This window comes from Granulicella paludicola, assembly GCF_025685545.1.
In the GTDB taxonomy this organism is placed as follows: Bacteria; Acidobacteriota; Terriglobia; order Terriglobales; family Acidobacteriaceae; genus Granulicella; species Granulicella paludicola.
Map to the genome: position 1 here is coordinate 116,179 of NZ_JAGSYC010000021.1, position 21,639 is coordinate 137,817.

Here is a 21,639-nt window from a genome sequence, read left to right on the forward strand (position 1 = left end):
CCCCAATTGGGCTGTTCGGGCGGCAAGCTTTTTTTTGGGGTCGCGGGGAGTTTCTTGATAGCGGAACTACGGTTATAGTCCGAAGAGAATCTCAATTCCTTTGGATGCGAAGCAGGCGACGATGTATCGCCCTTGCTCGGTGTGGGATTGAGCCTGCGGAGTTTTGCCATGCGTATGCTTTCGAGGGTAGCGGTCTGCGCCCTCCTTGGATCTCTCACCCTGTCACTAACGATGTCTGCACAGAGCCTGGCGAAGCCGACGCCTTCGCGCATCGTCAGTGCGATCGACAACAATCGAGTGGTGCAGTTGCCGGGAAACACGGCACCGATGGCGCGGGCGGAGTTCGATAAGGGGGCGGTCGAGGACAGCCTTCCGATGGCTCACATGATGCTGCTGTTGCAGCGCAGTGCGACGCAGGAGAGCGAACTGGAGACGCTGCTGGCGCAGCAGAGCGATCCGAGCTCGGCAAGCTATCATCACTGGCTGACGCCGACAGAGTTTGGGCAGCGGTTCGGGCCGTCGGACGCGGACGTGGCGCAGGTGACGGGCTGGCTCCAGTCACAAGGCCTGACGGTCGACAAGGTGAGTCACGGGCGTGTGACTATCCAGTTCTCCGGCACAGCGGCACAGGTGCAGACGGCGTTCCATACGGCGATTCACCGTTATGTGGTGGAGGGCGAGACGCACTATGCGAATGTGAGCGACCCGCAGATTCCAGAGGCACTGGCACCGGTTGTGGCGGGTGTGACGTCGCTGCATAACTTTCTTCCGAGGCCGATGTCGGTGGAAGGCCAACGGGTGAAGCGGGACGCGAAGAGCGGCCGGTTTGTTGCGGCGGACGGTGAGAGCGGCGGAGCTTCGGCAGAGTTTACGCGAACGAACTCAAGCGGGAACACAAAGGAAGACGTAACGCCGACGGATTTTGCGACGATTTACAACGTGCTTCCGCTGTGGAACAGCGGGATCAACGGCGCAGGACAGACGATTGCGATCGCCGGCGAGAGCGACATCAATCTGTCGGACATTGCGACGTTCCAATCGAGCTTCGGGCTGGCCAACAATGTGCCGAACGTCATTCATAACGGAACAGCGCCGGGGTATACGAGCTCGCAGGAGGAGCAGGAGCTGGACGTAGAATGGTCGGGCGCCGTCGCGCCGGGAGCAACGATTACGCTGGTGGTGAGTGCGAATACGAATACTACGGGTGGATTTCTGCTGTCGTCGGAATACGTGATCGACAACCAGGTGGCGACGATCCTGAGCGAAAGCTACGGCAACTGCGAGCAGACGCTTGGCACCTCGGGTAATGCGACCTTCAATTCTTTGTGGCAGCAGGGCTCGGCGGAGGGGATCTCGATCTTCGGTGCGGCCGGCGATCAGGGTTCGGCAGGATGCGAGAACTCGGGCACTCACACGTTGAACCCGGTGACGACGGGGCTAGCGGTGAACGGCATCGCATCCAGCCCGTACATCACGGCGGTGGGCGGCACGGACTTTCTGTGGCAGGAGAGCCCCGCGGGAACGTACTGGAGCGCGGCGAACGGAACGAATGGAGTTACGGCGCTGGGATATATCCCGGAGATTCCGTGGAACGCGACCTGCGTAAACCCCTACGTGGTGCAGCTCTATGGAGCTGCAAGCGCAGAGGCCAATTGCAATACACTGGCGGGCAATTCGGCGACGAGCAACCTAGTGTTCACAACGGGCGGATCGGGTGGAGTCAGCGCGTGTACAACGTACAGCGGTAATAAGTGTTCCGGGGGCTACACAAAGCCGTCGTGGCAGACGGGCGTGGGCGTGCCAGCGGACGGCAAGCGCGACCTGCCGGACGTGTCTCTGTTTGCAGGCTCGGGCATACCCTATGGAGCGGCGAGCACGTCGTACCTGATCTGTTATTCGGGGAGCTATCCGTGCAGCTATAGCAACAGCACGGACGTGGTGTATCAGGAGATCGGCGGAACATCGGTGTCGTCGCCTGCGATGGCGGGCGTGATGGCGCTGGTGCAGCAGAAAATTGGAAGCGCACAAGGCCTGGCGAACCCCATTCTGTATCAGCTGGCAGCGGCGGAGAGTTCGCTGGCAGCGTGCAACAGCAACACGGTCGGCAGTGGCAACAGCTGCGTGTTTTACGACACGACGACTGGTTCGAACTCGATGGCGTGCAAGAGCGGGTCTCCGAACTGCACCGTGGCGACAACGGGCGATTCACTGGGACTGCTAAGCGGCTACAACGCTGGGACCGGCTATGACCAGGCGACGGGGCTGGGATCCGTGAATGTGGCGAACCTGGTGGCGGCATGGGCAGCGGTACCTTCTGCGCCGATCACGTTCACGATCCCGAATAAGACGTACGGCACGGCTGCGTTTACGGTGAGCGCGACGTCGGCTTCGACAGGAGCGTTTTCCTACTCGATCGTGTCGGGACCAGCGACGATCAGCGGGTCGACGATCACGCTAACCGGGGCGGGAACGGTGGTGGCGAAGGCGTTCCAGGCGGCAGCGACAGGATATGCTGCCGGATCGGCGACCGCGACATTTACTGTGGCGCAGGCGACGCCGACGCTGACCCTGAGCATTCCGAACAAGACGTACGGCGTGGCTCCGTTCACGGTCGCGGCGACCACGAACTCGACAGGAACGCTGACCTACTCGATCCTGTCAGGACCGGCGACGGTCAGTGGATCGACGGTGACGGTAACGGGTGCAGGTACGGTGCAGGTGCAGGTATCGCAGGCGGCCTCGACGAACTACACGGCAGCGACGGCGACGGCAACATTTACGGTGTCGGCGGCAGCTCCGACGATCACGTTCAGCATCGCGAACCAGATCTATGGAGCAGCTCCGTTTACAGTGAGCGCAAGTTCGAACTCGACGGGGGCGTTTACGTACTCGATTGTGTCCGGGCCGGCGACGATCTCGGGTGCGACGATTACGCTGACCGGGACCGGCACCGTAAAGGTGCAGGCGTCCGAGGCGGCGACGACGAACTACACTGCGGGGACGGCGACAGCGACGTTCACGGTGTCAGCAGCGGCCCCAACGATCACATTCAGCATCGCGAACCAGACCTATGGCGCAGCTCCGTTTACGGTCGGCGCGAGTTCTAACTCGGCAGGAACGTTCACCTACACCATCCAATCGGGCCCAGCGACGATCAGTGGGTCGACGGTGACTTTGACCGGTGCGGGTACGGTAACGGTGTTGGCCTCGCAGGCGGCCTCGGGGAACTACGCGGCAGGGTCCGCGACGGCGACGTTCACCGTGGCACAGGCGACCGCAGCGATCACCTTCAACGTGGCGAACCAGACCTATGGCGCAGCTCCATTTACGGTCAGCGCGAGCTCGGCTTCAACCGGGGCGTTTACGTACTCCGTGGTGTCGGGACCGGCGACCATGAGTGGATCGACGGTGACGCTGACCGGTGTGGGTACGGTCGTGCTGCAGGTCTCGCAGGCGGCGACGACGAACTACACGGCGGCGACGAAGAATGCCACTTTCACTGTGACGCAGGGTACACCGACGATCACATTCACTGTGTCGAACCAGACTTACGGGGCGGCTCCGTTTGCAGTGAGCGCGAGTTCGGCTTCGGCGGGAGCGTTTACGTACTCGGTGGTATCTGGGCCCGCTACGATCAGCGGATCGACGGTTACGGTGACGGGGACAGGCACGGTCGTGCTGATGGCGTCCCAGGCGGCAACGACCAACTACGCAGCGGCGACGCAGAACGCCAGCTTCACGGTGTCAGCAGCGACCCCCACGATCTCCTTCGCCATCTCCAACCAGGTCTATGGGGTGGCGCCGTTCAGCGTGAGCGCGAGTTCAAATTCGGGCGGAGCATTTACGTATTCAATCGTGTCCGGACCGGCTACGATTAGCGGATCGACGGTCACGGTGACGGGCGCAGGGACAGTAGTGGTGATGGCTTCGCAGGCAGCGACGACGAACTATACGGCCGCGACGCAGAGTGCCAGCTTTACAGTCTCTGCGGCGACGCCAGCGATCTCGTTTGCGATCTCCAACCAGGTTTACGGAGCGGCACCCTTTACTGTAAGTGCCAGCTCGAACTCGACAGGCGCGTTTACGTACTCGATTGTTTCCGGGCCGGCGACCGTGAGTGGATCGACAGTCACCGTGACCGGTGCGGGAACGGTGGTGGTGAAGGCGTCGCAAGCGGCGACGACAAACTATGCAGCAGGATCAACGAATGCGAGCTTTACGGTATCGACCGCGACGCCGACCATTACCTTCTCCATCCCGAATCAGAGCTATGGTGCGGCGCCGTTCAGCGTGAGCGCCAGCTCGAACTCCAATGGAGCGTTTACGTATGCGATTGTGTCAGGTCCGGCGACCATCAGCGGATCGACGATCACGCTCACCGGTTCTGGCACCGTGACGGTGCAGGCATCGCAGGCGGCCACAGTGAACTATGCGGCTGGAACTGCGAATGCGAGCTTTACGGTGGCGCAGGCGAATGCGCCCACCATTCAGTTTGCGATTGCGAACCAGAGCTACGGCGCGGCACCGTTCAACGTGAGTGCGACATCGAACTCCAGCGGGGCGTTTACGTATTCCATCGTGTCCGGACCGGCGACCATCAGCGGGTCGACCGTAACGGTGACAGGGTCAGGAACGGTAACCGTGCAGGCCGCGCAGGCGGCTTCGGGCACCTATGCAGCCGGAACCGCGAATGCAAGCTTTACGGTGGCGCAGCCGAATGCACCCACGATTCAGTTTGCGATTGCAAACCAGAGCTACGGCGCAGCACCGTTCAGTGTGAGCGCAAGTTCAAACTCGACGGGAGCGTTCACCTACTCCATCGTGTCCGGGCCAGCGACCCTTAGCGGGTCGACCGTAACCGTGAACGGAGCGGGAACAGTCGTCGTGATGGCATCGCAGGCAGCTGCGGGCAGCTATGCGGCGGGGTCAGCGACGGCGAGCTTCACCGTGGCACAGCCGAATGCGCCCACGATTCAGTTTGCGATTGCGAATCAGAGCTACGGCGCAGCGCCGTTCAATGTGAGCGCGACGTCCAACTCAAGCGGAGCGTTTACTTACTCCATCGTGTCCGGGCCGGCGACCATCTCGGGATCGACGGTCACGGTGAACGGATCAGGAACAGTGACGGTGCAGGCCGCGCAGGCGGCCTCTGGCAGCTATACCGCGGGCTCTGTGACAGCCAGCTTTACAGTGGCACAGGCTCCGGCGCCGACGATCTCCTTTGCGATCGCGAATCAGGCTTACGGCGCGGCTCCGTTCAACATCAGCGCAACATCGAACTCGAGCGGAGCATTTACGTACTCCATCGTCTCTGGGCCAGCGACCATCAGCGGCTCGACCGTGACGGTGAGCGGGTCGGGAACGGTAACGGTCCAGGCCTCGCAAGCGGCGACAGCGAGCTACGCGGCGGGATCGGCGACGGCCAGCTTCACAGTGGCTCAAGCTCCGGCACCGACGATCTCCTTTGCGATTGCGAACCAGGCTTATGGCGCGGCTCCGTTCAACGTGAGTGCTACTTCTAACTCAACCGGAGCCTTTACGTATGCGATCGTTTCAGGGCCAGCGACCATCAGCGGCTCGACCGTGACGGTGAATGGCTCAGGCACAGTAACGGTCCAGGCCTCGCAGGCGGCCAGCGCAAGCTATGCTGCGGGATCAGCGACGGCCAGCTTCACGGTCGCGCAGGCACCGTCTCCGACGATCTCGTTTGCGATTGCGAACCAGACGTACGGCGCGGCTCCGTTCAATGTGAGCGCGACGTCGAATTCAACCGGGGCATTTACCTACGCGATCGCGTCAGGACCGGCCACGATTTCGGGATCGACGGTGACGTTGACAGGGACAGGCACGGTGACGGTGACGGCGTCGCAAGCGGCCAGCGCGAATTATGCAGCGGCAACAGCGACCGCGAGCTTTACCGTATCCCAGGCACCTGCCCCGACGATCTCCTTTGCGATTGCGAACCAGAGCGCGGGAGCAGACCCGTTTACGGTAAGCGCAAGTTCGAATTCTACAGGCGCCTTCACCTATACGATCGTGTCGGGACCGGCGACGATCTCGGGGTCGACGATTACGCTGACGGGCGCAGGCACAGTGGTGGTGATGGCCTCGCAGGCTGCCAGCGCAACCTATGCTGCCGGGTCGGCAAACGCCAGCTTCACGGTGACGTCGCTGGCGGCAAGCATCACTTGGACACCTTCAGCGACCTCTCTGTTTGCAGGCAATGCGCTGGGTTCAGGGATACTGGATGCGATGGGTAGCGTTGCCGGCTCATTGACGTATACGGCCACGCTGGGCAATGGAACAGCGACAGCGATCACGTCAAGCTCGACCCTGTTGACGCCCGGCAACTACATGTTGACGGCCACCTTGGTGCCCGCGAGCAGCAGCTATAGCACGGTGTCGCAATCGATTACGCTGACGGTGACGGGCTCGTATATATGGGTGGTGAACCCGTCGGGCTCGGTGACGGAGTTCCATGGCGCAGCGGCGGTCAATCCTGCGGCGACGGTGGGTGGAGGCGTTGGCGCTACGGTGGATGCTGCGGGTGATCTGTGGACCTTGAACGCCGGAGGCGGCAGCCTGGCAGAGTTCAACGCGAGCGGCACAGCCGTGCAGAATGGGCTGACAGGCGGAGGTCTGACGGCGGCGACTGCGCTGGCGATCGACGGCAACGGCACGGTGTGGGTGACGAACGGCAACAGCAGCGTCAGCGTCTTTGCGAAAAATGGCGCTGCGATATCACCGGCCACGGGATACACCGGCGGTGGGCTGAACGCACCGAGCGGTGTGGCGATCGACACGTCCGGCAATGTATGGATTACGAATGCGGGTAACAGCAGTGTGACGGAAATACTCGGCGGAGCAGCCCCGGTGGCACCGACGACGACAGCTGTCCAGAACAAGACCCTTGGAGTACGCCCATGATTGTTCACTCGACAAGACTCGTAGCGGCGGTTGCCGCTGCTTCCCTGCTGACGCTGGTGGGTTGTGGGGGAGCTTCCGTGAACCCTGGCACGACGACGACGCCTCCCATAACCACCACGCCCACCGTGGCGCAGGGGCACGTGTTTAGCGGGTCGCTGGCGGTGAGTGGAGCGACGGTGAAGCTGTACACCGCAAGCGCGACGGGCTATGGCACGGCTTCGACCTCGCTGCTGCAAACGGCCGTGACGACGGCCAGCGATGGTGGCTTTACGCTCTATGGGGACTTCACCTGTCCTACGAATGCGCTCGTCTACGTGACGGCAACAGGTGGGAACCCAGGCATTACGGGATCGCAGACGAACAGCGCACTGGCGATGATGGCAGGGCTAGGGACATGCAGCAGCATTACGAGCTCGACGACGATCCAGGTAAATGAGCTGACGACGGTGGCATCGGTGTGGGCTCTGCAGGCGTTTATGAAGTCTGCGTCGGCGGTGGGGACCTCGTCGACAAACGTGCAGGGACTGACGAATGCGTTTGCGGCGATCAACAAGATTGTGAGCGTGAGTGCAGGCACGCTGCCGGGCGCTGCGCTGCCGACGGGGGCTTCCCTGCCGACGACGAACATCAACACATTGGCGAATATTCTAGCGTCGTGCGTGAACAGCGTTAACCAGACGAGTGGAGCACTCAGCGCCAACTGCGGCACGTTGTTCACCGATACGACGGTCGGCGGCGTGGCGCCGACGGATACGATTCAGGCGGCGGTGAATATGGCCCAGCAGCCGTCGCTGAACCTGGCGGCGTTAAATGCATTGGCGGTCGCTGCGGGCAGTCCGTATACGCCTTCGCTGGGCGCGAGTGCGCCGAGTTCCTGGCAGATCGCGATCAACTATACCGGGGGCGGCCTGAGTTCGCCGAGCGCTATAGCGACCGATGCCAGCGGCAATGTGTGGATTGCGAATACGAGCAGCAGCAGCGTGACGGAGTTGAGCAACAACGGCGCAGCACTTTCAGGAACGACCGGCTTTACAGCAGGCGGCATTAGCGGACCTACGGCGATCACCCTCGACACCAGCAACACGGCGTGGGTGGCAAACGGCGGCAACAATACGCTGACGCATTTGAGCGCGACGGGTGCGACCGGGACTTCGATCACTGGCGGCGGGCTGAGCAAGCCTTCCAGCATTGCTATCGATCCGAACGGCGATGTGTGGGTGAGCAATGCAGGCAATGCGAGCCTGAGCGAATTTACCGCGGCAGGTGTTGCGCTCTCTGGCGCGAGCGGCTTTACCGGCGGCGGACTGAACCAGCCGGGAGCTATTGCGATTCAGCAGTAGGGGCGGTACGTTTGGCGGAGACGAGGTGTTTGGCGAGCCAGGCCTTCACCTCCACATCCTCCGCGACGAACTGACCCAGGCGGCGATAGCTTTCAAACTGCGATTCCGTGAACCATTGGTCGAGGGTGCTGTCGCTGGGGAACGAGGGATGCTGGCGCTTGTAGTTGCGCAGGTCCGCTGGCTCCTTGCCGGTGAGCGTGGACTTGAGATATAGCACGTTGCCGACGACAGGAACGGGCGTCGGGTCTTTAGCCGTAGGCTGGGCTGCGTAGAAGATTTGTCCTGTGGCGTAGGCGCATTTGCTGAAGCCGTCTCTACCAGGGATGATGTGCTTGATGTCGTGCAGCTTCGGCTTGCAGGTCTTCGCATCATTGTCTGGCTGGGCTGATTTGGCCGCGTCTGTCGAGGCCGACGCTTCGGTTGTTGCGGCCTCCGGGCTCTTCTCGGTGCCGTCCTCTGAGTCGGAGAGTCCAAACTTAATCTCTGCGCCGAAGTCGATGCGGCATTTGCGGATGGCCATACCGAGACCTTCGAAGACGAAGTCCGGATCTTCTTCCGCGTCGCAGATGACGATGGTGGTGCAGCGGCGGCGCACCAGCTCATACAGGCCCATGTTTTCGAAGTGGCCACCGTCGGATATGGAGACGTAGCGCGAGTCATCCGACACCTGACCGAAGAGTTCGCCAAGAAGGTACGGCAGACCGAAGGTGGGTGTGGCTCCAAGGACGCGTTTGTCGCGATCGGAGCGCTGATTGCGCGGGTTGGGCAGCCACCAGCCGAGGCGCAAGTTGAAGACGGTGAGCAGAAAAGACATTGCTGGCGAGGAATGAAAACCGTCGTCGGGACTGAGAGCAGCTCCTGAGGCCGCGACGACAGTGGCGAGATGCGGGCCACCGTCCTGATAGGCGTATGTGTTGGTAGGAACGAAGCCATTGAGGTGGATGCGCTTGCTGGTGCCTTCGGTCCAGCCGATGTCGTAGCCGCAGTAGAGCGGGGTGAAGGCGAAGGCGGCGGCCTTGCGTTCCTGCGTGGCGAGGTCGGCACCGAAGGTTAGGTTGAGTGTCGCACCAAAGATAGGAAACGGTCCTTGATAGCGAGGTGGCTGGCCTTCGGGCCACAGGGAGCTGGAGCCGTTACTGAACTTCGTAGGGAGCAGGTCAGAGAGGTGGAGGTGTGTGTCGCTACGCGCGAGGCCAGTGAAGGCATTGGGATACCGATCGGGGTTGGAGGCGCCGCCGTAGCAACGCGCGATGCGATCGCGGTAGAAGGCGTGCAATGAGAACTCGTTGATGTCGACGCGCCAACTGAGGAAGAGAGCCAAGGTGAAGGTGGAGAAGAGCAGGATGGGAAGCGCGATGTTATCGGGAAACAGAGACAGCGCGAACTGGGCGAGCCACGAGAGGCTGAGCATAAGACCCACGAGGAAGATGGGTGGGCCGAGGCTGGTGAGCCAGTCGAGTGGAGACTTTTTGCCGGAGGCGTCCTCGGCCCCGCCGTGCGTTGAGGTGCCCTTGCCGACGAGCAGGCTCGAGATGCTGGTGCCGAGCCAGCCGACAACCGCCGTGCTGAAGACGGCCCAGTGTATGTGGAAGAGCTTGGAAACAACGACGGGCCCCAGCAAGGAGCAGCCGACGATCGCGAGCCATGCAAAGCCCGCTAGAAAGCTAAGGGCACGAACGCGCGCGAGCCACTCTCGACCGGCGTCGCTCATGCAGCGGCCGATGGTGCCGATGGCAAGATCCATCGAGATGAAGACGACGCAGAGAAGCAGGATGGGAGTAAACGTCATCGCTATCCCGATGAGGGTTTCAAAGGAGAAGGCGATAGCGGAGAGCAGCAGCAGAACGCGCGCAACATGCAGCAGCAGAAGCGCTGTCCACACGCCAACGGCCATGGCAGCAGCTACGAAGGAGGCCCGATACCAGCGTGGAAGTTTGCGCGAAGTGCCCCAGAAGAGGCCGAAGATTAGCAGGCCCTGACCACTGAGGAAGGCTACCAGAATCCAGCGGTTGGCGGGCGGACGTCCGGCGGAGTTAAGAGGCGACCAAAGGGGATAGCAGAAGTCGCGGAACCAGAGACGGGTGTTTACGAAAAGATCCGAAGGAGGTTTGGGTGTGTCGGCTTTGCAGCAGGAGTCGCTGGCGCAGGAGGGATTGCACGATGTACCGGTTGTGGGTTTCTGGGGCTCGATAGGTTCTTTGGCGAGGTGGTGTAGCTGCCAGACAAGGCCCGCGATGCCGGGCTCTGGATTATGCGGGATGAAGACGTCTGTGTGTTTGGGCTGAAGTGCAGCAAAGGCGGATCGATACAGAAACGGAGATACGAGGAAGAGCGCGAGGAAGGTGGGCAGCAGAATGTCGAAGAAGACCCCGTTGCTGGTATAGCCGATACGTTTGCTTGAGGCGGCGCCGTCGCTGGATTTGGGCGCGCAGTGCTTCAGAAGATCGCTGGGATCTCCGGCTTGCTCCGTGCAGGGCAGCGCCGCGATCATGTGGAACAGCGCAACGAGGAAGAGCGCAACGATAATGGCTGCGGCTGGGAGCGGACCCGTGACGAGTGGGGACGGCTGCAGGTTGGCGTTGAACTTATGGGGGAAGTTCCAGAGGACAGGGATGTGCGGTAGCAGCAGCACGAAAAGTGTGGCCGCGACCAGCACGATCTGATTGAGAATGGTGTTCCGCAACCAGACGGAGACGGCGACCCAAGTGTCGGCAGCAAGCAGTCCACGTCTGGGGGTCAGGTAGTTGGAGTAGCGCCGCAGCCAGCGGATAGGTTCGGGCCAGTCCGTGCGGGTAGAGTCGCCTGGCAGCGGCTTGAGCTGCTCCTGCACCTTGTCGAGGTTCTCGCAGAGTATCCAGGAAGAGAGGAACTGGTGGATATAGCCGCCGCCTGAGATGGAGGAAAGATAATCGATCTCTCCGAGCTTGTTCTGTGCGGCGAGCCCTTGCAAGATGCCAAGGTTGAAGGTTGCGCTACGAATGCCTCCGCCGGAAAGACAAAGGCCGGTAAGCTTTCGGTCGCAGGCATAACGAAAGACATCGTCGGTAGGTTCGGCGGGGTGGGATGCGTACGTTGGATCGCCAGGACGCCAGCCGTCCATGGCATGCATCTCCTGCTCGAGTAGCCACTTACTTGGGGAGTACTGCACAAGCGAGGAGAAGCGTGCCTGGGCAGCGACGCTGGGCTTGAGATACGTACCGGCAATCTCCTCGATCCTGAGTGTGGAGGGATCGGGCGAGGTGGAGTCGAGGCCGAGAACGGCGCGCCAAGACGATAGCGTAAGTCGATCGGGGAAGGCGCGCTGAATGTGGCCTGCTAGCCCGAGGCAGTAGTGCCAGGATGGGTCGAGCGCAGGGTCTGTGTCTGCCTGCGCCTGCACCGCGGACGGCGTGGATTCAGAGCCTAGATCGGGCATGGAAATCGAGTGTTCCTCTCTAGAAGGTCTTGACGAACTCGATCAGGGCTTTCTTGTCCGAGTCATTGAGGCCAGGTTCATCGGGCAGCAAATCTGTGCCGAAGTAGTGTCCCTTGTTCACGATGAAGTCGGGGCATTTGTTGTACTTCATGAGCGAAGGCTCGACGTTCTTGAAGGTCTCGCGCACCTGCGCGTCGGTGGGGTTGGGTGGTAGGTGCTCGATGTCCTTCTTCAGCTGGTAGATCAGGTAGGCGACGGCGAAGTTGTGCTTGATGCGCTCCCAGCGGTCCGTACTGTCGCTGAGCAGGTTGATATTGGCGAGCAGATCGACGGGCGTGCCTGCGGGGATGGGCCCGAGCTGGATGCCATCGGCGCTAAAGAAGTTGGGAAAGAGCTTGTGCGCGAGATGCGTCATGCTGGCCAGCGGCTCCGGCAAGTAACCGGAGGAGACCCGGAGATAGCTCTGCTGCGTGGTGCGGTCGATAAGGCTGGGGCCGGGACCGCTCAGGAGATAGACGCCGTCCGGGAAGCTGGACTTCTGATCACTATCCTTCATGCGCTTTTCGGGCCACAGCATCTGCTCGATGGAGTCGTTGAAGCTGTTCATGCGGGCTTCGACAGACGGGCTGGATTCGAAGTGGCCGACGGTGTTATTGAGCAGGAAGGGTGCCGTGGACCAGACGCTGATGAGGCTGGGAGGCCGAGTATAACCGCGGCCCCCGTCGGGCATAACGTAGTCGGACACTTTGCTGGTGTAGGGGTCAGTGATGCGGATGGTGCCGACGGAGGGGAGATCTTTGTAGCTCTGCGAAGAGAAGTTGTCCCAGATGTTGCCAGCGAGGGCGTTGGTAGCCAGCGGGCTGCAGGCGTTGGTCTGCAGCAGCGTGACAGGGATGCGGGCATCGGTAGAGAGGAAGTTGTCCTGCAGGAAGTCGTCCTTGAGGACGATGTCGCGCATCTTGGCTTTGTAGTCTTCGGTCTGCGTGAGCTTCCAGTAGCGATTGAAGCAATCGAGGTAGCCTTTGCCGGCGCAGTTGGCGAGGCCTTCTCCGGGAGCCATGGCAGGCAGCTTGCTGGAGTGGCAGCGGGCGCAGCGTTCAGCGAAGACGATCTTGCCGCGAGTGAGAACGGCCTTGTCTTTGGTGAGGTACGCGGAACCGCCGGGAGCGTCGGCAAGATGCTGCGGGTCAGTGCTCTTCAACATGAAGAGAGCAAGGTCGACGGTCTGAAGCTCGTTGGCCTTCCAGTAGCTGGAGTTCTTTTCATTGACGGCGATCTCAATGGGGGTGACCTTCTTGCCGCCGACAAGCGCATTGAAGTGCTGCAGCCACTCTTCGCTGAAGAGCCCGATGTTGAGGTAGACCCGGTTGAGCGCGCCAAGAGCGCCTACGGAGTCCGAGCCATCTTTGAGGACGTGTGGCGTGTTCACCATGTCCGGCGCGGTAAAGAACTTAGCCAGGTAGTTATCGGGCGGGACGAACTGGTTGAACTGCTTGTTATCGAGGTTGCCGCCTGTGAGCTTTTCCTGTCCCCAGTTCAGCGCCATATCAAGGCGAGACTTGAGTCCGTAAACAGCATTCATGGTGCGAGGGTTGTTGATGTTATCGGTGGAGACGAGCGAGGTGTCGAGTGAACCGGGTCGTGAGGTATGGAAGAGCTGGAAGACGAAGCTGGACTTGTCGCCCTCCCAACCGAAGATACGGTCGATCCAGAAGTATTGCGCGCCGACCATGGAGCTGAGATTTTCGAGCTGCGGATTGTTGGGGTCGGTTGGCGGTTTGAGCGGGTTAGGCCCGACGTGGCAGAAGCCGCAGGACATACCGACGCGATAGGGCTTGATCAGGCTGCGATCGTTGTAATAGCTGGCGTCAGTGTAGTAGCGGACGGGATCCCACTTGGCCTTGGCGGCATCATCGAAAGCGGGGTTCGGGAAGAGTCGCAGACCAATGACGCCGGTACCTTCGCCGTAATAGGAGCCTACCTTGACGGTGGTACCGCGAGAGCCGATCTTGATGCCAGGATATTTCTGCTCGTTCTCGAATGGGTCCGCACCGCACTCGGGCTTGCGCTGGTCGAGCCAGAGACCGAAGTGATTGGGGTCGGGGCCTGTCGCTTTGACATAGCAAGGATCGTTTACGAGGCCAAGATAGTCCCAGCGATTATCGCGGCTGGCGGGCAGACCGGGGTGCGAGGAGAGTGTTTTTAGGAAGTCGAGCGTGCCGACACTCTTGACGGAGATTGTGTCCCAGAAGCGATCGTTGCCGCCGGTCCAGACGATCCAGTTATTGCGGCCTTTGACCTCTTCGGGCGAAAGCGCAATGCCGCCGTCCATGTCCTTGAAGTAATCTTCGTCTGCTCCGGGCATACTCTCGGCGCTGCGGCCTGCAAGGAGGGCCTCATCCTTGACGGTGCCTGCTTTGGAGAGTGGGAAGATGACTGCCAGCCCGAGCGCGACGATCAAAAGGACGACAAGGACAAGAAAAACCTTTGCCAGGCGGTAAAGCAGGCCATGCGGGCGGGCTTCAGTGTACATAGGTTGAGGGCTCATGCTTTGCCTCCTGCGCGTTCAGCTGCGCGGGTATCTTCGAGGATGACGTCGCTTGCTTTCTCGGCGATCATGTAGACCGCGCTGACGATGAAGTAGCCGGGGATACGCCGGAACACGGAGGCATCTACAACGCGGAGACCGGTTGTGCCTTGCACACGAAAGCGGCTGTCGAGCACGGCCTTCGGATCGCCGGACAGGCCGATGGGATTGGTGCAGGAGGCGTGGTGGCCCCAGGCCTCGCGCTGGATGAAGTCGGCGATCTCCGCATCGGAGCTAACATCGGGGCCGGGCCAGACCTCGGTCATACCGATGTGCTTGTGAATCTCCTGGTTCATCTCTCGTGCGAACTTGACACCCTGCACGACGGCGTTGAGGTCGTCACCTGAGGTATCGTTGCCCTCACTGAAGTAGTGAAAGTGGATGGATGGCGTGTCGCGCGGATCAGCACTGCGAAGCTTCACTTCGCCCGCGGTGTTGTTGGTGTGGGCTTTGAGAATGGCCCAGGTGAACATATCGCTGTAATGCTTGAGCGCGCCGGAGTAACCCGGGAAGTAGCCCTTGAAGTACGAAGGCAGGCCGAAGACGAAGAGGTCGGGATCAACCTTCGTGGGCACGGAGCGCTTGGTGACGGCGATGCAGGCGCCGTTCGTGGTGTAAATGCCCTTGCCCTGCTGCCATTGGAGGAAGCCCGGATCCGCTGGGCTCTCGGGAGTGGGCGGGGCCCAATTCAGGCCCTTGAGAATGGAGAACGGACGGCCCATCTCCGAGATGATGCCGACCTCATACCTGTCCTGCATGTTCTTGCCTACGGCAGGAAGGTTCACGACGGGCGAGATGCCGAAGCCACGCAGTTCATTAGGGTCGCCGATGCCGGAGAGCATGAGCAGTTGCGGACTATTAAAAGCACCGCCCGACAGAATAATTTCGTGGCGCGCGAGGACAATGGTCTTGACGGGCGTGACAGACTCGTCGGGGTTCCTTGAGGCTCTATAAAGCTTGCTGCCGGAGAGATATTCGACGCCGACGGCGTGGGTACCCTCGAAGACGACCCTCGAAGCGAGCGCGCCGGTGCGGATGGACAGCTTGCCATTCGAGGCTTTCACGGTATCCAGCAGGCGCTCGCGCGTACCGTTGCGGTTGCCTTTGTTTGTTGCGAGCGGCACCATGCCGACGCCTTCGCGGTTCTTGCTGGTGACAGTGCGCCAATCGTTCGAATCGAAGAGCGTTTCAAGATCGACGCGCAGGCAGCCGAGGTGGTTGGCGAGGCTGTTGAGGGCGGAGACAGCCACGATCTTGACGATCTCTTCGTCAGGCAGGATCACTTCGGGGTTCGCCGTCTGCGTGTGCAGCCAGCCGGAGAAGCCGTGCCTGCCGGGGTTGGTGCCTTTGCCTGTGAGGAAACCGACGATGGACTGCTTGAGGCGCTCGAAGACAGGGATGTAGTCGCAGTGTTCGAGACGCTCGAAGTAGCTGCGCATCTTTTCTGCGGACCAGGAAGGATCCCCTGTGAGTTTGGCCAGAGCTTCCCAATCGCTGTTCTGCGGGTAAACAGTGATCATGGCATTGTGTGCCGTGCAGCCACCGAGTGTGCCAGCACGAGGGTAGAGGATGCCGTCCTGCTGAGCGACGTACTTGGAATCGCGCTGCTGCATGGCCGTGCTGTCGTAGTGACGCACGAAGAAATCCCAGCTCATTTCTGGGTCTTCGCTGGCCAGGGTATGGAAGCAAGGCACTTTGTAGAAGTCGGTGTCGCAGTCGCCGCCTGCCTCCAGCACCAGCACGGTGTAGCCCGCAAGGGCGAGGTTGGAGGCGACAGGGCCGCCGCCCGCACCTGAACCGACCACTACGAAGTCGTAGATCTCATCTGTCACAAGATGCCTCGAAAAGTAAGAGTGATCACTTACGGGCCCGATGCATTACGAGGAGAAAGAAGAACTTCAGAAGAAAAAGAAATGCGTATGTGTAATTTCGACAAATGAAAACAGGTAGAGTGATCGGTGTCAAGCATTCATTTACAGCGCCAAACCCCCGGGCCATGCAGTGTTCGTTCGTATTCAGATTTTCTGACTCCGATAAGGATGATGCCATGCTGCGAGTTCGATCTCTTCCCTTCCTTGCCCTGCTCGTCTGCCTGACGGGATGCGTGCCGAATAAGCTTTATCGCCCGAAGAACCTGGCCTTGCAGAACCCACCGACGTTGCCTGGGCAGGTGGGGCCGACGCATTTCAAGCTAGGCATCGTCGAGTTCGACGACATGGGCGAGTCGTGGGAGAAGTGTACGGACCTGTCTGTGCCCACGAACTGTCAGCTCACGCGTGTGCTCGATCTGATCAAGACGGAGAAAGCGCGCACCCGCGACGTCGTCGTGGTGGTCTTTACGCATGGATGGAAGAACAATGCATCGCCAGAGAACGAGCGCGAGAAGAACCTCTATTCGTTCAAGGAACTGATGGAGAAACTGGGCAGGAACGAGCAAAATCGTTTCGGCGAAAATGCGCGCAGCTATATCGGCGTTTATCTGGGATGGCGTGGCGAATCGGTGCGCGGCTTTCTGGACGACACCACCTTCTGGAATCGGCGCGATGCGGCGGAGCGTGTGGGCAGCTCCGATTATGCTGAGGCGATCTTTCGCATTATGGGTGCGACCAAGCTGGGGAGCCAAAACTCGAAGATCGTAGTGGTGGGGCACTCCTTTGGTGCGCGCGTGCTGGAGACAGCGCTGACGAACACCTTCGTGAGCCTGCTGGTGCCGCAGCCGGATGGGAACGGTCAGATGGCACCTCCGACGATTCTTGCGCCAGCAGACCTGATTCTGTATGTGAACTCAGCCAACGACAGCCTGCGCACGAAGTCGATGATCGAGCTGATGAAGCGGTCGCAGTTCACGGTGGACCGAGGGACCGATCACTATGCAGGGCCGCTCTTTCTATCGGTAACCTCAACGGGAGATACGGCCACGGGCGTAGCGTTCCCACTAGGACAGAACCTGGATGCGGCAACGAAGTCGCTGAGCAATGGGTATATTCCGCAGACGATCCCACCCACACCATCGCAGAAGACATTTTTCACGCATACGCCGGGGCATACTCCTTATCTCTATAGCCACCAGGTACAGCCGGTGACGGGGTCGTGTATAAGCTCGACAGCTCTGTTCCGGTTTGTTGCAGGTGGGCAATGCTTCGAGATGACGCCAGTCGCGAACCGCTGGAACGACTCTCCCTACTGGGTAATAACGGTGCCGCCGGCAATCATCAAAAACCATACGGACATCTTCAATCCGTCGTTTTCCACGATGATGATCAAGCTAATGGAGCAGTATGAACTGCTGACCAGTCCTGCACCTACCAAGATGATCCGTAAGCAGTAACATCAGGGCGCTTCATGTTGACAGCCCCGTTATAATGAACAATGCACGCTGCGACTATACGTGGCGATGCCTAGTGGAAGTGTGCGATGGAGAGGGGCTGAATCACCTTAGCCTGACTCTCCGGCGGACGCCGCTTCTTTCGGATTCTCCACCCTCTCGACAGGCATTCGACGGCAGGGTCAGACGACGCAGTGCGGGCGAAACCGCGATTGCGGATGCAGCACTTTGGAAGCACGGTAAGTGATGACGACAGCTCAGCAACATCCTCTACAGGCCATTCTCAAAGAACGCATCGCAATTATCGATGGCGCAATGGGCACGACGATTCGCACGTACGGAATGAAGGAAGCCGACATCCGCGGCGAGCGTTTCAAGAACTCTACGAAGGACATGCTGAACAACGGCGATATCTTTTCGCTGACGCAGCCTGCGATGATTTGCGATATTCATCGCCGCTTTCTGGAGGCGGGTGCGGACATTATCGAGACGAACACCTTTGGCGCGACCAGTATCACCCAGAGCGAGTTCTTTGTGGACGACCCACGTGAGCATGGCGGTCGCAAAGACCCTGAGTTTTATCAAAAGATCATCGACGACAAGATGCTGAGCGGGTTGGCCTGGGAGATCAATGAGACCAGCGCGCGGCAATGCCGCGAGTGGGCCGACCGCGTGGCGAACGACACGGGACGGCAGCGGTTCGTTGCAGGCGCGATTGGGCCGTTGACGGTGTCGTTGTCGAACTCGCCGGACGCCGACGATGCAGGGTTTCGGGTGGTGACGTTTGATCAGGTGAAGCAGGCCTACATTGAGCAGACGCGCGCGCTGATCGCTGGTGGGTCAGACCTGCTGCTCGTGGAGACGATCTTCGACTCTCTGAATGCAAAGGCCGCTCTGGTTGCGATTCGCGAGGTCTTCGACGCGGACAAGATCGAATTGCCCGTGATGATATCGGCGGCTGTTGGACGTGGCGGCGAGACGCTGATCTCGGCGCAAACGACCGAGGCTTTTTGGAATGCGGTGAAGCATGTGAAGCCGCTATCGGTCGGTCTGAACTGCTCTCTCGGGCCGGACCTGATGTACCCGTTCCTGTCGGAGCTTTCGGAGAAGGCAGACGTGGCGATCTCGTGCTATCCGAATGCAGGACTTCCGAATCCACTGTCGGAGACGGGCTTCGATCTCGGGCCTCCAGATATGGCGCGCTACCTCGGCGACTTTGCCAAGGGTGGCTTGATCAATATTGCGGGAGGTTGCTGTGGCAACACACCGGAGCATATCGCTGCGATTGCGAAGGCCCTTGAAGGTAAAGCTCCGCGTGAGCTGAAGGCGGCACGATGATCGAGACTAAGCCTTTACGCCTGTCAGGATCGCAGCCCTTTACGCAACAGCCAGGCGTTTACATCATGCTGGGCGAACGCACGAACGTCGCGGGATCGCCAAAGTTCGCGAAACTGATCAAGGAAGGCAAGTACGAAGAGGCTGTCAGCGTAGCCCGGCAGCAGGTGGAGAACGGCGCGAACGTTATCGATATCTGCATGGATGAGGGCATGATCGATGGTGTTGCCGCGATGACGCGATACCTGCAGCTGCTCGCGAGTGAGCCTGAGGTGGCGAAGGTCCCGTTCATGGTGGACTCCTCCAAATGGGAGGTCATTGAGGCTGGCCTGAAATGCCTGCAGGGCAAAGGCATTGTGAACTCGATCTCTCTGAAGGAAGGCGAGGACAAGTTCCGCGAGAACGCTGCCAAGGTGCTGAAGTATGGAGCGGCGGTTGTGGTCATGGCCTTTGATGAAGACGGACAGGCCGCGACGTACGAGGACAAGATACGCATCTGCGAACGCGGCTATCGCATCCTTGTCGATGAGGTTGGGTTTCCGCCGGAAGACATCATCTTCGATCCGAACATCCTGACCGTTGCGACGGGCATGGAGGAACACAACAACTACGCGATGGACTTCATCAAAGCCACGCGCTGGATCAAAGAAAACCTCCCACACGCGAAGGTGAGCGGCGGTGTTTCGAATATTTCGTTCAGCTTTCGCGGCAACAATAAGGTCCGCGAGGCCATGCACTCCGCATTTCTGTATCACGCGATTGCTGCGGGCATGGACATGGGCATCGTCAACGCCGGCATGCTCGAGGTGTACGAAGAGATTGATCCTGAGTTGAAGGTGCTGGTCGAGGATGTGCTGCTGAATCGCCGCCCGGATGCGACGGAGCGACTGGTCGATTTTGGCGAAGCGCTGAAGGCTGCGGGAACCTCGGGCTCTGCTGAGATAGAGAAGAAGGCCGAAGAATGGCGCAACGGTACGGTCGAAGAGCGGCTTTCGCACGCGCTGGTCAAGGGTATCGACGCCTACATCGAGATCGATGCTGAAGAGGCCCGCGTGAAGTTGGGACGGCCGCTGCTGGTGATCGAGGGTCCGCTGATGGCGGGCATGAGCGTGGTCGGCGACCTGTTCGGCGCAGGCAAGATGTTCCTGCCGCAGGTCGTGAAATCAGCGCGCGTGATGAAGAAGGCTGTAGCTCACCTGACTCCATTTATGGAGGCCGAGAAGGCTGCTGCAGAGGCTGCCGGTGAGGTGGTGAAGGCGCAGGGAAAGATCATTCTCGCAACGGTCAAGGGCGACGTGCATGACATCGGAAAGAACATCGTCGGCGTCGTGCTGGCATGCAACAACTACGACGTGATCGACCTCGGTGTAATGGTGTCCTGCGAGAAGATCCTGGAACGCGCGAAGGCTGAGAAGGCGGACATGATCGGGCTGAGCGGCCTGATTACGCCGTCACTCGATGAGATGGTGCATGTGGCGCGCGAGATGGAGCGGCAGGGTTTCAAGCTGCCGTTGCTGATTGGCGGCGCTACGACCAGCCGCGCTCATACGGCCGTGAAGATCGCGCCACACTATAGCGAGCCGGTAATCCATGTGCTCGATGCCAGCCGCGCCGTGCCTGTTACGACAAGCCTGTTGAGCGAAGATGGCAAGGATGCATTCGTTGCGGAGTATCGCGCAGAGTACGATGCCGTTCGCAAAGCGCATACCGCTCCGAAGCAGAGTGCCGTCTCGCTGGAAGCTGCTCGGGCGCGACGCACGCCGATCACCTGGCGCGCCGAAGATGTGCCGACTCCTGAATTCACGGGTATTCGAGTGCTCGATAACTTTCCGTTGGAGACGCTGCGGGAGTTTATCGACTGGTCACCGTTCTTCCATACCTGGGGGCTGAAAGGGATCTATCCACGCATTCTCGAAGACGAACGACAAGGTGCCGAGGCAAAGAAGATCTTTGCCGATGGCAATGCCCTGCTTGACGTCATCATAGAAAATAAGCTCATCACAGCTCGTGGAGTGTATGGGTTCTTCCCTGCCAATGCGGTGGGTGACGACGTGGAACTGTACACCGACGAGACGCGCACCAAGGTGCTGACGAAGTTTCATTTCCTGCGGCAGCAGGCTAACCGCGAGGGAGCGGAGCCCTGTCGCTCGCTAGTGGACTTCATCGCTCCGAAGGAGACGGGACTCGCCGATCATCTTGGCGCCTTTGCAGTGACGAGTGGCATCCATCTGAAGGAGCTTTGCGAACAGTACAAGGCCGATAACGACGACTACAACGCGATCATGGCGGAGGCTCTTGCGGATCGCCTCGCGGAGGCGTTTGCAGAGTGCCTGCACAAAAAAGTGCGTGATGAATGGGGTTACGGCCGCAGCGAAGGTCTGAGCCCGGCCGAACTCATCCAAGAAGGTTATCGCGGAATTCGACCGGCAGCGGGCTATCCAGCCTGTCCGGATCACACGGAGAAAGGCATTTTGTGGAACCTGCTTGACGTGCATGCAAACACAGGCATGATCATCACCGAGTCGTTTGCGATGTGGCCCGGTTCGAGCGTCAGCGGGTTGTACTTTGCGCACCCTGAATCGCGCTACTTCAGCCTGGGCAAGATCGATCGCGACCAGGTGGTGGATTATCACGAGCGCAAAGGCATGAGCGTCGAAGAGGTCGAGCGTTGGCTTGGGCAGAATCTTAACTACGATCCATCGAACTAGAG

Annotated in this window: 8 protein-coding genes; 5 read left to right on the forward strand and 3 right to left on the reverse strand. The window is 60.1% G+C overall.

Annotation, left to right across the window (positions count from 1 at the left end; translation table 11 throughout):
* Positions 1-231 precede the first annotated feature (231 nt).
* Both OHL14_RS05010 and OHL14_RS05015 read left to right on the forward strand, forming a co-directional pair.
* Entirely contained in the window at positions 232-6,927 is a 6,696-nt protein-coding gene (locus tag OHL14_RS05010) for a protease pro-enzyme activation domain-containing protein (RefSeq protein ID WP_263378228.1), read from the forward strand.
* On the forward strand, positions 6,924-8,267 hold the full coding sequence (locus OHL14_RS05015) for a hypothetical protein (RefSeq protein ID WP_263378229.1): 1,344 nt from the start codon (positions 6,924-6,926) through the stop codon (positions 8,265-8,267). Before OHL14_RS05010 ends, OHL14_RS05015 begins: the two co-directional genes overlap by 4 nt.
* Here the strand turns inward: OHL14_RS05015 and OHL14_RS05020 are convergent.
* Genes OHL14_RS05020 through OHL14_RS05030 form a run of 3 tightly spaced genes read right to left on the reverse strand, consistent with a single transcriptional unit; the run spans position 8,248 to position 16,101 of the window.
* Positions 8,248-11,682: a hypothetical protein gene (locus OHL14_RS05020; protein WP_263378230.1), complete on the reverse strand. Its 3,435-nt coding sequence runs from the start codon at positions 11,680-11,682 to the stop codon at positions 8,248-8,250. The two genes, OHL14_RS05015 and OHL14_RS05020, sit on opposite strands and share 20 nt — an antisense overlap.
* Before the next feature lie 19 nt (positions 11,683-11,701).
* Entirely contained in the window at positions 11,702-14,230 is a 2,529-nt protein-coding gene (locus OHL14_RS05025) for a hypothetical protein (RefSeq protein WP_263378231.1), read from the reverse strand.
* Positions 14,227-16,101 (reverse strand): GMC family oxidoreductase, encoded by a 1,875-nt coding sequence (locus OHL14_RS05030; protein ID WP_263378232.1) that lies wholly within the window; start codon positions 16,099-16,101, stop codon positions 14,227-14,229. Before OHL14_RS05030 ends, OHL14_RS05025 begins: the two co-directional genes overlap by 4 nt.
* Positions 16,102-16,316: 215 nt before the next feature.
* Between OHL14_RS05030 and OHL14_RS05035 the strand changes: the two genes are divergently transcribed.
* The 3 genes from OHL14_RS05035 to metH all read left to right on the forward strand — a co-directional run bounded on the left by OHL14_RS05035 (position 16,317) and on the right by metH (position 21,637).
* Positions 16,317-17,597, forward strand: a complete 1,281-nt coding sequence (locus OHL14_RS05035) for a hypothetical protein (RefSeq protein WP_263378233.1) — start codon at positions 16,317-16,319, stop codon at positions 17,595-17,597.
* 243 nt (positions 17,598-17,840) lie between these two features.
* Complete coding sequence (locus tag OHL14_RS05040; RefSeq protein WP_263378234.1) at positions 17,841-18,932, forward strand: homocysteine S-methyltransferase family protein; 1,092 nt, start codon at positions 17,841-17,843, stop codon at positions 18,930-18,932.
* On the forward strand, positions 18,929-21,637 hold the full coding sequence (gene metH, locus OHL14_RS05045) for a methionine synthase (RefSeq protein ID WP_263378235.1): 2,709 nt from the start codon (positions 18,929-18,931) through the stop codon (positions 21,635-21,637). Before OHL14_RS05040 ends, metH begins: the two co-directional genes overlap by 4 nt.
* The last annotated feature ends 2 nt before the right edge of the window (positions 21,638-21,639 follow it).

Excerpts from the sequence above, each read along its gene's own strand:
- OHL14_RS05010 (WP_263378228.1), top strand. The coding sequence starts at position 232 with ATGTCTGCACAGAGCCTGGCGAAGCCGACGCCTTCGCGCATCGTCAGT.
- OHL14_RS05035 (WP_263378233.1), top strand. The coding sequence starts at position 16,317 with ATGCTGCGAGTTCGATCTCTTCCCTTCCTTGCCCTGCTCGTCTGCCTG.
- OHL14_RS05040 (WP_263378234.1), top strand. The coding sequence starts at position 17,841 with ATGACGACAGCTCAGCAACATCCTCTACAGGCCATTCTCAAAGAACGC.
- OHL14_RS05025 (WP_263378231.1), bottom strand. The coding sequence starts at position 14,230 with ATGAGCCCTCAACCTATGTACACTGAAGCCCGCCCGCATGGCCTGCTT.
- OHL14_RS05020 (WP_263378230.1), bottom strand. The coding sequence starts at position 11,682 with ATGCCCGATCTAGGCTCTGAATCCACGCCGTCCGCGGTGCAGGCGCAG.
- metH (WP_263378235.1), top strand. The coding sequence starts at position 18,929 with ATGATCGAGACTAAGCCTTTACGCCTGTCAGGATCGCAGCCCTTTACG.
- OHL14_RS05015 (WP_263378229.1), top strand. The coding sequence starts at position 6,924 with ATGATTGTTCACTCGACAAGACTCGTAGCGGCGGTTGCCGCTGCTTCC.